9 protein-coding genes and 1 tRNA gene are annotated in these 12,223 nt (G+C 69.3%); 9 read left to right on the forward strand and 1 reads right to left on the reverse strand.

The window, feature by feature from the left end:
- The first annotated feature begins 180 nt into the window (after positions 1 to 180).
- Genes fliL through V6S85_RS19955 form a run of 5 tightly spaced genes read left to right on the forward strand, consistent with a single transcriptional unit; the run spans position 181 to position 6,268 of the window.
- Positions 181 to 795: a flagellar basal body-associated protein FliL gene (gene fliL, locus V6S85_RS19935; protein WP_116567422.1), complete on the forward strand. Its 615-nt coding sequence runs from the start codon at positions 181 to 183 to the stop codon at positions 793 to 795.
- Positions 796 to 822: 27 nt separating this feature from the next.
- Positions 823 to 1,977: a flagellar motor switch protein FliM gene (gene fliM / locus V6S85_RS19940; protein ID WP_058349208.1), complete on the forward strand. Its 1,155-nt coding sequence runs from the start codon at positions 823 to 825 to the stop codon at positions 1,975 to 1,977.
- Complete coding sequence (locus V6S85_RS19945) at positions 1,974 to 2,588, forward strand: DUF6468 domain-containing protein (protein ID WP_334350012.1); 615 nt, start codon at positions 1,974 to 1,976, stop codon at positions 2,586 to 2,588. The genes fliM and V6S85_RS19945 overlap by 4 nt, the downstream gene beginning before the upstream one ends.
- Positions 2,585 to 3,367, forward strand: a complete 783-nt coding sequence (locus V6S85_RS19950) for a MotE family protein (RefSeq protein ID WP_334350013.1) — start codon at positions 2,585 to 2,587, stop codon at positions 3,365 to 3,367. Before V6S85_RS19945 ends, V6S85_RS19950 begins: the two co-directional genes overlap by 4 nt.
- Positions 3,368 to 3,385: 18 nt before the next feature.
- Positions 3,386 to 6,268, forward strand: a complete 2,883-nt coding sequence (locus V6S85_RS19955) for an endoglucanase (protein WP_334350014.1) — start codon at positions 3,386 to 3,388, stop codon at positions 6,266 to 6,268.
- A gap of 80 nt (positions 6,269 to 6,348) precedes the next feature.
- On the opposite strand, the gene pcaF is transcribed toward V6S85_RS19955, so the two are convergent.
- Positions 6,349 to 7,560, reverse strand: a complete 1,212-nt coding sequence (pcaF, locus tag V6S85_RS19960; RefSeq protein ID WP_334350015.1) for a 3-oxoadipyl-CoA thiolase — start codon at positions 7,558 to 7,560, stop codon at positions 6,349 to 6,351.
- 97 nt (positions 7,561 to 7,657) lie between these two features.
- Here pcaF and V6S85_RS19965 point away from each other — a divergent pair, with 97 nt between their 5' ends.
- From V6S85_RS19965 to V6S85_RS19980, 4 genes are all read left to right on the forward strand, one after another.
- Complete coding sequence (locus tag V6S85_RS19965; protein ID WP_116567411.1) at positions 7,658 to 8,062, forward strand: VOC family protein; 405 nt, start codon at positions 7,658 to 7,660, stop codon at positions 8,060 to 8,062.
- 63 nt (positions 8,063 to 8,125) lie between these two features.
- Positions 8,126 to 8,905 (forward strand): acyl-CoA thioesterase, encoded by a 780-nt coding sequence (locus tag V6S85_RS19970; RefSeq protein WP_334350016.1) that lies wholly within the window; start codon positions 8,126 to 8,128, stop codon positions 8,903 to 8,905.
- Positions 8,906 to 8,992: 87 nt separating this feature from the next.
- A tRNA-Thr gene (locus V6S85_RS19975) sits at positions 8,993 to 9,067 on the forward strand.
- A 348-nt stretch (positions 9,068 to 9,415) separates the two neighbouring features.
- Positions 9,416 to 11,674: a TonB-dependent receptor gene (locus tag V6S85_RS19980; RefSeq protein ID WP_334350017.1), complete on the forward strand. Its 2,259-nt coding sequence runs from the start codon at positions 9,416 to 9,418 to the stop codon at positions 11,672 to 11,674.
- Positions 11,675 to 12,223: the final 549 nt, after the last annotated feature.

Consider the following 12,223-nt stretch of genomic DNA (forward strand, 5'->3'; position numbering starts at 1 on the left):
CTGCAAGCAAGGCCCGTGCCAACTCGAAAATCGCAATGAAATCAGCGGAGAGGGTGGTTAACGGCGGCGCTTTGCCAGAGTCCGCCGGGCAGATTCGACCTGCGACCAAATGGCCTTCAAAAGAGATCGTTAACCATGCTCGCGCATGAGTACGGGTCATAGATTTCAAGGAACCTGCGCGTGGCCAAGAAACCCCCCAAGGAAGCTCCCGCCCCGGAAGGCGAAGAGGGCGCGGCCGAGGGTGAAGCTCCCGCCAAGAAGAAGCCGCCGATCATCCTGATAGCGGCGGCCGCCGGCCTGCTCGTGGTCGCTGGCGGCGGGGCCGCGGCCTTCTTCATGATGAAGCCCAAGCCGGCCGCCGAGGGCGAAGCCGGCCACGGCGAGGAGAAGAAGGAAAAGAAAAAGGAAAAGAAGAAGGAGGAGGGCGGCGAGGGCGCCAAGACCGCCGAGGGCGGCGCCGGCGCGCCGGTCGTCAAGGAAGGCCCCGACGGCGTGGTGTTCTACACCCTGCCCGACATCGTCGTGAACATGCAGTCGGCCGACGGCAAGTCGACCTTCCTGAAGCTGAAGCTGACGTTCGAGCTGCCCGACGAGGAGACGGCCGACGCGCTGACGCCGAACCTTCCGCGCCTGACCGACATGTTCCAGACCTTCCTGCGCGAGCTGCGTCCCGAGGACCTCGCCGGCAGCCAGGGCAGCTACCAGCTGCGCGCCGAACTGCTGCGCCGGGTGAACCTGGTGGCCGCGCCTTCGAAAGTGAACGCCGTCCTGATCGAGGAGATGCTGATCAACTAGCCTTCGGGCCGGCTGAGGCGAACCATCATGGCAGACGAGATCGACGATCAGGCCGCGATGGCCCAATGGGCGGCGGAGAACCCCCCGGGGACCTTCGACGCCTCGGGCGGCGGCGAGCTGAACAACAGCTTCGGCGACTTCAGCGGCGGCATGGCCGGCATGGCCGGCTGGGACGACGGCGGCGGCGACGGCATGGGATCCGAGCGGATCCTGAACCAGGACGAGATCGACAGCCTGCTGGGCTTCGACCTGTCGGGCGACGGCGGCGACGACCGCACCGGCATCCGCGCCATCATCAACTCGGCCCTCGTTTCGTACGAGCGCCTGCCGATGCTGGAAATCGTCTTCGACCGCCTGGTGCGGTTGATGACGACGTCCTTGCGCAACTTCACGTCCGACAACGTCGAGGTCAGCCTCGACAACATCAGCTCGATCCGCTTCGGCGACTACCTGAACTCGATCCCGCTGCCGGCCATCCTGGCGGTGTTCCGGGCCGAGGAGCTGGACAACTACGGCCTGCTGACGGTCGACTCCAACCTGATCTACTCGATCGTCGACGTGCTGCTGGGCGGCCGTCGCGGCACCGCGGCCATGCGCATCGAGGGCCGTCCCTACACCACCATCGAACGCGTGCTGGTGCAGCGGATGGTCGAGGTGGTGCTGAACGACGCCAAGGCCGCCTTCGAGCCGCTGCATCCGGTGTCGTTCACCCTGGACCGCCTGGAGACCAACCCGCGCTTCGCCGCCATCGCCCGCCCGGCCAACGCCGCGATCCTGGTGAAGCTGCGCATCGACATGGAAGACCGCGGCGGCCGCATCGAGCTCTTGCTGCCCTACGCCACGCTTGAGCCCATCCGGAAGATGCTGCTGCAGCAGTTCATGGGCGAGAAGTTCGGCCGCGACAACATCTGGGAAGGCCACTTGGCCACCGAGCTCTGGACCACCCAGATGGAGGTGCGCGCCGTGCTCGACGAGCAGCAGCTGCCGCTTTCCAAGGTGCTGAACCTGCAGGTCGGCGACACGTTGATGCTGAACGCCACGCCCGACAGTCTGGTGGAGTTGCGGGCGGGGTCGATTCCGCTTACCCGCGGCCGGATGGGTCGCCGTAACCATTCCATCGCCATTCGGGCCGACGCCCCGCTGACGCCCGCGGCGAAGAAGGCGGTTCAGAAGCTGAAATGAGCCTGATCTCGGTCGCCTTGCAGGTTCTTCTGGCGGTGCTGCTGATGGTGGCGCTGGTCTTCGGCTGGCGCCTCGAGCGCAAGCTGAAGGCGCTGCGCGACGCCCAGAGCGGCTTCGCCAAGGCCGTGGCCGACCTGGACAACGCCGCCCAGCGCGCCGAGCAGGGCCTGGCCGACCTGCGGGCGGCGACCGACGAAGCTTCCGAATACCTGGCCGACCGCATCGAGAAGGCCAAGGCCCTGGCCGCCCAGCTGGACGAGCGCATGACCCGCGCCGCCGCCGCGCCGCGCATCGAGGCCCGCCCCGAGCCGGCCCCGCGCCCGGCCCGCGAGCCGCGTGATTTCGCCGCGCCGCCCGCGCCCGAGGCCCCGTCGGCCGGCGGCCGCCGCCTGAATGCGCAGGACTTCGAGGCCATGCTGGAGCGCGAGGCCCGCGCCCGCGGCGCCAGCCCTGCGACCTCGCGTCCCGCGACGCCTGCGCAATCCTCGCCTATTTCGTCCGCCACGCCCGCGCGTGAAACCCCGCGTTCACGCGCGCGGGTGGATGATGACCTGTTCGACGGCCCCGACCCCGCGTCGCGGCCCGGATCGCCATTCAGAGACCGTCGATGAAGAACGTTCCTCGCATCCTGCCGATCGTCGGCGTCGCCGTGGTCGGCGTCCTGGCGGTCAACGCCCTGGCCGGCGCCAAGTCGGTTCCCGACCTGCTGAGCGGGGCGAAGGCCTTCGCCGAGGGCGCCAAGGCCGACAAGAAGGACGCCAAGGGCGAGGAAGCCGCCTCGGCCGAGGGCGCGTCGACCGACGCCGCCGCGAAGGCCGCGCCGCCGCGCATCTGCGCGCCGTCGGCCACCGACCTGGCTAAGGAAGCGGGCCTGTCGCCGGCCGAACTGCGCGTGCTGCAGAGCCTGGGCGCGCGTCGCGGCCAGCTGGACCAGCGCGAGCAGGACATCGACGTCCAGCTGCAGCTGCTGGCCGCCGCCGAAGCCAAGCTCGACGCCAAGATGAAGACCCTCAACGGCATGAAGGGCGAGATCCAGGGCCTGCTGGGCCAGGCGGACAGCCAGAAGGCCGCCGAGGTCGATCGCATGGTCACCGTGTTCTCGGCGATGAAGCCCAAGGACGCCGCCGCCCGCCTGACGGTGCTGGACGACAGCGTGCGCCTGCCGATCGCCGCCAAGATGAAGGAACGCACCCTGGCCATGATCCTGGCCAACATGGCGCCGGGCGACGCCAAGGTGCTGACCGAGCGCCTGGCCAGCCGTTTCTCGGGCGACGCCATCGCCAAGGGCAAGGCCGCCGTGGCCGAGAACGCCGCCGCGCCGGCGGCCGGGGGGCAACAGGCCGCGGCTCCGCCGCTGGCCGGCGCCGCCGCGCCGAAAAAGGCCGGCTAGGGGCAAGCTGGGGGGCTCATGAACCTGCGGGGGGCGTTGAAGGCGAGCGTTGCGGCGATCTGTATCGCCAGCGTCGTCGCGCCCACCGTCCTGGCCGCCGCCCCCGCCGCGGCGCAGGCCGCGCGTCCCGCCGCCAATCAGGGTGATCTGGTCGTCCGCGTCGCCCAGGCCCCCGACTTTTCGCGGCTGGAGTTCCGCTGGAGCGGCCGTGTTCCGGTGATGAAGATGCGCCGCGAGGGCCAGCAGGCGATCCTGCGTTTCGGTCGCGACGCCAACCCCAACCTGGCCAGCCTGCGCATCGCCCCGCCGCGCTGGGTGAAGACCGTCGAGGCCCGCCACGTCGGCGGCGCGCTGGAACTGGTTTTGACCCTGACCGACGACGCCGACCTGCGGGTGGGGCGCGCCGACGGGATTGACTTCGTCAACGTCTTCGCCAAGCCGCCGCAAGCCGGGGCGCCCGCCGCGCCGACGCCCGCGCCCGTTCCGCGCGATCCGCGCCGGCCCAATCCCGCGCCCGCCAGCGGCGTGGTGGCCGTGACCTACAACAAGACCGACGGCCAGACCCAGTTCGTCACCACCTGGGCCGCGCCGGCCGCCGCCGCCGTGTTCAAGCGCGGCGAGGCGGTGTGGGTGGTGTTCGACGCGCCGGTCCGGCTGGACCTGGGCCGCACGCCTCAGACCGGCCCCAGCCACACCAAGATCCAGGTGTTCCGCGGCGCCGACTATTCGGCCCTGCGCATCGTCGCCAAGCCCGGCGTGCCGGTCTATGCCGAAGGGCAGGGCAACAACTGGACCGTGGCCCTGGGCGCGGGCCTGCAACGCGAACCCGACCCGGTGAAGGTCGCCCGCGACGAGGCCGCCACGCCTGCCAGCCTGTCGGCCAACCTGGCCGGCGCCGCGCGCCCGGTGTGGGTCAGCGATCCCGCCGTCGGCGACCGCATCGGCGTCGTGCCGGCCCTGGCCCCGTCCAAGGGGCTGGCCTCGCGCCGTGAATATGTCGAGATGGCGCTGCTGCCGTCGGCCCAAGGGCTGGCGGTCGAGGCCTTCGCCAGCGACGTGCAGATCCTGACCGAGGGCGACATCGTCCGCATCGGCCGGCCCAAGGGGCTGGTGCTGTCGCCCGCTTCCGTCGGCGGGGCCGCCGCCGAGGTGGTGACGGGCGCGCCGCAGCCTGCGGCCATGCCGGCGGTCATCGACCTGGAGAACTGGCCCAAGACCGGCTCGGGCGGCTTCCTGGCCCGCTACAACGCCTTGCAGGCGGCCATCGCCGCCGTCGATCCGGCCGACCGCCAGGGCGATATCGCCGCCCGCATGGCGCTGGCCCGCTTCCTAGTCGGCTCTGGCCTGTCGTACGAGGCCATCGGCGTGCTCAACGCCGCCGCCCGCAAGCAGCAGGCGCTGCTGGGCGACGGCGAGTTCCGCGGCCTGCGCGGCGCGGCCAAGGCCATGGCCGGCCGCTGGGCCGAGGCCGAGGCCGACTTCTCCTCGCCCGTGCTGTCGGACGATCCGTCCAGCGCCCTGTGGCGCGGCTATGTCGCCTACAAGCAGGGGCAGTGGGTGGACGCCCGCAACAAGTTCGCCGCCGGCGGCCAGGCCATGAACCTGTTCCCGGCGGTCTGGCAGGCGCGCTTCCTGGGCGCCCAGGCCGATTCCGCGGCCGCCACCGGCGACGGGATCGGCGCCGAGCGGCTGGTCAGCCAGGCGCTGAAGCTGCCCAAGCTGCCGATCGTCGACCAGCTGGAGCTGCGCCTAGTCCAGGCCAAGGCGTTCGAACTACAGGGCCGCAAGGACAAGGCCCTGAAGATGTTCCAGGCCATCGGCAAGGCGCCGAACGACCGCATCGCCACGCCGGCCGTGCTGCACGCCACCCAGATCCGGCTGGAGAAGAACCAGATCTCGCCGGCCGAGGCCGCCAGGACCCTGGACCAGCTGCGTTTCCGCTGGCGCGGCGACGGCGTCGAGCTCGACGTCGTGCGCGCGCTGGGCAAGCTCTATATCGACCAGGGCCGCTATCGCGAGGCGCTCGAAGTGCTGCGCTCGGCCAGCAAGGTGCTGCCCGACCTGCCGCAGGCCGTGGCCCTGCAAAACGACCTCTACGGCGCTTTCCGCACCCTGTTCCTCGACGGCCTGGCCGACGGCATGCAGCCGATCCAGGCCGTGGGCCTGTTCTACGACTACCAGGACCTGACGCCGATCGGCGCCGACGGCGACCAGATGGTCCGCAACCTGGTGCGCCGCCTGGTGGACGTCGACCTGCTGGACGAGGCCGCCAAGCTGCTGAAGTACCAGGTCGACAACCGCCTGAACGGCGTGCCCAAGGCCCAGGTGGCCACGGACCTGGCCTGGATCTACCTGATGGACCGCAAGCCCGAGGACGCCCTTGCGGCGATCAACGGCACGCGCACCACGATCCTGCCGCCGGTCCTGAACGCCGAGCGCCGCCTGGCCACCGCCCGCTCGCTGATGACCCTGGGCCGCTATGACGACGCGCTTGAGGTGATCGAGGGCGACAAGGGCAAGGACGCCCAGGACATCCGCGGCGACATCGCCTGGAAGCAGCGCAACTGGGCCCTGGCCGGCAAGCTGTACGAGGCCGCCCTGGGCGACCGCTTCAAGAACGCCGCGGGCCTGTCGCCTTCGGACGAGGCCAAGCTGATGCGCGCGGCCGTGGCCTACAGCCTGTCGGACGACGACGCCTCGCTGGGGCGCCTGCGTACGCGCTACACCAACCTGATCGGCACGGGCCGCAATCCCGAGGGCCTGCGCGTGGCCCTGGCCGGCGTCGACGGCGTCGCCTCCAGCAGCGACTTCGGCCGGGTGACCGCCGAGAACGAGGTGTTCAACGGCTGGGTCGCGAAGATGAAGGACCGCTTCCGCGCGGCCGCGACGCCGAAGGTTTAGGGCGGGGAAGCCCCTCCGACTTTCTCAGAACACATCTGGCGCTTTCTCCTCCCCCGCTAAAGCGAGGGAGGAGTAGGGCCTTACACCCGCTCCAACCCCAGCGCCGCGCCTTGTCCCACGCCGATGCACAGCGTCGCCAGCGCCCGCTTGCCGCCGGTCGCCTCCAACTGGCGCAAGGCCGTCAGCGCCAGGCGCGTTCCCGAGGCGCCGAGCGGGTGGCCAAGGGCGATCGCCCCGCCATTGGGGTTCACGTGCGCGCCGTCGTCGGGCAGGCCCAGCTGTCGCAGAACCGCCAGGCCCTGGGCGGCGAAGGCTTCGTTCAGCTCGACCACGTCGAAGTCGCCGATCGAAAGGCCGGTGCGCGCCAGCAGGCGCTGGGTGGCGGGCACGGGTCCGATCCCCATGACGCGCGGGGCGACGCCAGCGGTGGCGTAGCCCAGCACCCGGGCGCGGGGCGTCAGGCCGTGGCGCTTCACCGCGTCCTCCGAGGCCAGGATGATCGCCGCCGCGCCGTCATTGACGCCCGAGGCGTTGCCGGCGGTGATCGTGCCGTCGGGGCGCACGATCGGCTTCAGCCTGGCCAGGGCTTCCAGCGTGGTCTCGCGCGGGTGCTCGTCGCGGTCGACGATCGTGGGGCCGGCCTTGCCCGGGATCTCGACCGGCGTGATCTCGCCCTCGAAGAAGCCGGCCTTGATCGCGGCGGCCGCTCGGTCCTGGCTGCGCAGGGCGAAGGCGTCCTGGTCGGCGCGACTGATCGCGTAGTCGGTGGCGACGTTCTCGGCGGTCTCGGGCATGGAATCCACGCCGTAGGCCGCCCGCATGGCCGGATTGACGAAGCGCCAGCCGATGGTGGTGTCGAAGATCTCGGCGCTGCGCGAGAAGGGGCTGTCGGCCTTGCCCATGACGAAGGGGGCGCGGCTCATGCTCTCGACGCCGCCGGCGACGACGAGATCAGCCTGGCCCGACAGGATGGCCCGGGCGGCGTAGCCGACGGCCTTCAGGCCCGAGGCGCACAACCGGTTGACGGTGACGCCGGGCACGGTTTCCGGCAGGCCCGCCAGCAGCAGGGCCATGCGGGCGACGTTGCGGTTGTCCTCGCCGGCCTGGTTGGCGCTTCCATAGGCGACTTCGTCCACCGCGCTCCAGTCGAGGCCGGGATTGCGCGCCATAAGGGCCTTCAGCGGGATCGCCGCCAGGTCGTCGGCGCGGACCTTGGCCAGGCCGCCGCCGTAGCGGCCGAACGGGGTGCGGATGGCGTCGCAGACATAGGCGACCTTTGGGGCGGTGGTCATGACGGTTCCCGAAGCGGCGTTCGGTCTGCATTCAAACGAACGTTTGCGATCAGCGCAATGCGCTTGCGATGGGCTGGCAGGGGGCTAGGCTGGCGGGATGAGCCCCACCGTGCAGCCCTTCCTGATGTTCCAGGACGGCGTCGGCCCCGACGCCCTGGACTTCTACGTCTCGGTTTTCCCGGGCAGCGTGGTCGAGGAGGTCGAGCTCTACGGGCCGGCCGGCCCCGGGCCGCAGGGCACGATCAAGACCGCGCGCTTCACGATCGGCGGCCAGAGCGTGATGTGCAGCGACAGCTTCATCAAGCACGCCTTTACCTTCACGCCGTCGTTCTCGTTCTTCGTCACCTGCGCCTCGCCGGCCGAGGTCGATCGCCTGGCCGCGGTGCTGGGCGAGGGCGGCGGGGTGCTGATGCCGCCGGGGAACTACGGCTTCAGCCCGTGGTTCGCCTGGGTGTCGGACCGGTTCGGCGTCTCCTGGCAACTGAACGTCGGGGAAGATTGACGTCAGTTTCGAATTAAGACTATGTCGATCGCGCGCCGCTCCAGGCGCGGGAGACCAAGCACCGTGCCCAGCTACAGCGAACTGATCGACGCCCTGCGGATCGACGGCGAGACGGTGATCGCGACCGTGGGCGACGACTGGAAGCAGGGGCGCACCACCTATGGCGGCCTGTCGGCGGCCCTGTGCCTGGAGGCGGCCGCGCGGCGCCTGCCCGACGCCCCGCCGCTGCGCTCGGCCCAGTTCGCCTTCGTCGGGCCGGCGGCTGGCGAACTGTCGGCGAAGGTGGAAGTGCTGCGCCAGGGCAAGTCGGCGCTGTTCGCCAGCGTCGACCTGGCCGGGGAAGGAGGCCTGGCCACCCGCGGCGTGCTGACCTTCGGCGCCGGGCGCGCCTCCAAGCTCGATCATGTCGACCTGCCGGCGCCGGCCGTTCCCGCGCCCGAGGCCTGCGACCTCTTCATCCCCGAGGGGGCGGGGCCGGCCTTCGCGCGCCAGTTCGAGTTCCGCTACGTGGCCGGCGGACGCCCCTTGAGCGGCGGGCCGCCGGACTTCCTGGTGTGGATCCGTCACCGCGACCCGGCCGCCCGGTCGCTGGCGGCCATGGTCGCCCTGGCCGACGCCCTGCCGCCGCCGGCGCTGTCGGTGTTCGACCAGTTCGCGCCGATCTCGACCATGACCTGGTCGATGGACGTGCTGGGCGATGCGCCCGAGGACGACGGCTGGCGGCTGATGAGCAGCCGGGCCGAGACCATCCGCGACGGCTATTCGGCCCAGGCCATGACCCTGTGGAGCCGGGACGGGACGCCGCTGATCGCCGCCCGCCAGACGGTGGCGGTGTTTCTCTGAAGCGCGCCTAGGGGAGGGGCGAGGGCATTGCCTCGCCCCGTCGACTGCGGCTAAGGAGAACGCTCGTTCGCGAAAACGCGTCGGCGCGCCGGTTTAGCTCAGCGGTAGAGCAGCGGTTTTGTAAACCGAAGGTCGGGGGTTCAATCCCCTCAACCGGCACCAGTTTCCCCACCCAATCGTGATCCGGATCCGGCGGGCGCCGCCCGCCGATGCACGGCCGCGCGTCGATCTTGTCGCCAATTCATTCGTTCACGGAGCGTTGTTCGGGTAAGTTGTGTCTTACTTGCTGATCGCGCGGGCCAGATCGTTGCGCCAAGGCGCTCGAGTAAGATTATATATTGTTGTTATTCTAGTTCGATTTTATGCAGTAATTGCAGTCCTCAAGCTGTGGCCAGATTAGGCACAACGTCGAGTGTCGTGAAAAATTCAAGCAATAGCGCCGGTTTTTTATAGCCCCGCCGTAACTTCGCGGCGTAGGCAGCGCCCCTATAATTTACAGGGGATAGACCTATGAACCATCGCCACAATTGGCTTGCTCTGTCGGTGAGCGGCCTTGCGCTGCTGGCCAGCGCGCCGGCCCTGGCCCAGCAGGCGCCGGCGGCCGACGCCACGATCACCGAGGAGATCGTCGTCACCGCCCAGCGCCGCAGCGAAAACATCCGCGACGTGCCGTTCGCCGTCACCGCCCTGGGCGGCAAGACCCTGGCGGCCGTCTCGGCCGGCGGCGGCGACGTGCTGTCGCTCTCGGCCCGCGTGCCCAGCCTGCAGATCGAAAGCTCGAACGGCCGCTACGCCCCGCGCTTCTACATCCGGGGCCTCGGCAACGTGGACTTCGACTTCAACGCCTCGCAGCCGGTGTCGGTCGTGCTCGACGACGTGGTGCTCGAGAACGTCTTCCTGAAGGGCTTCCCGCTGTTCGACGTCGAGCAGCTGGAAGTGCTGCGCGGCCCGCAAGGCACGCTGTTTGGCCGCAACACCCCGGCCGGCGTGGTCAAGATCGACACCGCCAAGCCGACCGACAGCTTCGGCGGCTTCGGCTCGGTGGCCTATGGCAACCTGGGCGCGGTGCGGGCCGAGACGGGCGTGACCATCCCGGTCAATGACACCCTGTCGGTGCGCGTGGCCGGCCTGTGGAACCATCGCGACGACTGGGTCAACAACGCCTACAACCCCTCGTTCGCCGGCGACGGCGACGACCTGGGCGGTTTCGACGACGTCGCCGCCCGCGTTCACGTGGCCTTCAAGCCCACCGAGCGCCTTTCGACCCTGCTCACCCTGCAGGCCCGCGACTACATCGGCACCGGCACGCTCAACCGCGCCAACGTGCTGACCAAGGGCTCCAACGAGCTGAACGGCAACTTCGACCGCGACACGGTCTATTACGACGGCGGCCGCAACAACCCGCAGAAGCAGCACACCACCTCGCAGAGCCTGCAGGCGGCCTACGACTTCGGCCCGGTCACCCTGACCGGCGTGGTCAGCGCCTATCAGGGCCGCTCGTCGGGCGACGGCGACATCGACGGCGGCGTGGCCTCGGCCGCGGCCACCGCGCCCTACAAGACGCCGTTCAACTCCGAGACCGGCACCCTGTCGAGCGATCTGGACCAGAAGACCATCGAAGTCCGCCTGGCCTCGAACGGCGACACTCGCTTCGGCTGGCAGGTCGGCGCGTTCTTCTGGGACGAGCGTTTCAACCTTGTCTCGGGCACTTTCAACGGCGTCGGCGGCCTCGCCCCGATCGTCGTGGGCGACGTCGTCCAGCGTTCGGAATCCTGGTCGGTGTTCGGCCAGGCCAACTACAAGGTCACCGACGCCCTGAAGATCACCGGCGGCCTGCGCTATACCGAGGACAGCCGCGACTTCTCGGGCGACCGGATCATCCCGGCCGGCAGCACCAGCACGGCCCGTCCGCTGTACGACGTGCGTCGTTCGGTCGGCGACGAGCAGGTCAGCTGGGACCTGAGCGCGCTCTACGAGGTCAATGGCGATCTCAACGTCTTCGCTCGCGTCGCCAAGGGCTATCGCGGTCCCTCGCTTCAGGGCCGCATCACCTCGTCGGACATCATCACGGCCGCCAATTCGGAAACCGTGATGTCGTACGAGGCCGGCCTGAAGTCGCGTCTGTGGGAAGGGCGCGCGCGCTTGAACGCCACGGCCTACTACTACGAGGTCAGCGACCCGCAGTTCACGGCCATCGGCGGCGAGGGCAACTTCAACCAGCTGATCAACGCCGACAAGGGCGTGGGCTACGGCCTCGAGATCGACGGCGACGTCTATCTGGGCGCCGGCTTCAGCCTGGCCGGCGGCTTCGCCTACAATCACACCGAGATCAAGGACAAGGACCTGCTGGTCGCCTTCTGCGGCGCCAACTGCACCGTGACCGATCCGATCGTGACCGTGGGCACGACGCGCCGCGCCAACATCGACGGCAACCCGTTCCCGCAGGCCCCGAAGTACACGGCCAACATCACGCTGAACTACGTGCATGGCCTGCGTAACGGGACCGAACTCTTCGCCTCGACGGACTGGGTGCTGCAGAAGGACTTCAACCTGTTCCTCTACGAGTCGGTCGAGTTCATGCAGGACACTAGCTTCGAGGGCGGCGCCCGCGCCGGCTGGCGTGATCCGGTCAAGGGCCTGGAGGCGGCGGTCTATGTCCGCAACCTGACCGACGAGGCCAATGTCATCGGCGCGATCGACTTCAACAACCTGACCGCCTTCGTCAACGAACCGCGCACCTACGGCGTGCAGGTGACGAAGCGATTCTAAGGCTGACGGTCCCGGCGGCGCTCTTTCGAGCGCCGCCGGTGATCCGGGATTCGTCCCGATCTGCGATTTCCGGCGCACAAGGCGCGCCGAAGCGGCGTCTTTCCGACGGCCGATTCCCGCCGAGGCCGGCGGATGACCCGATTTTCCATTCCCTGTTTCTCCGTTTCGCCGCCTGACGCTCTTTCGCGGGCGAGGGGAGGGGGCTTCGTTCGTCCATATGCAGCGGGCTTTTCGGGCGGTTCGCGAAGAAAATCGTCAAAGTGCGTTTCGGTGCGCTTGACTCAAAAAGGGCTCCCGCATAAACACCGCCCTCCCGACGCGGCCCGCCGCTTCGGGGGCTCATTCGAAGCTCTCTCTTCTTTCCGAGGCGCTGAACTCCATTCGGCGCCGCGGAGCGGTTCGGCCTCCTTCGAGGCGGAACGGTCCGGAAAAGAAAGTTGAAAATAGAGTTTGACAAAATGAGGCGCTGGTTTAAATAGCCGCCTCCGCCGACACCGGGCGCTAAACGGTGGGGCCGCTCCCCGGTTACGGAGGCGGCTCGGAGCTCCG

It is taken from the genome of Caulobacter sp. CCNWLW153 (genome assembly GCF_036889365.1).
Taxonomy (GTDB): domain Bacteria; phylum Pseudomonadota; class Alphaproteobacteria; order Caulobacterales; family Caulobacteraceae; genus Caulobacter; species Caulobacter radicis.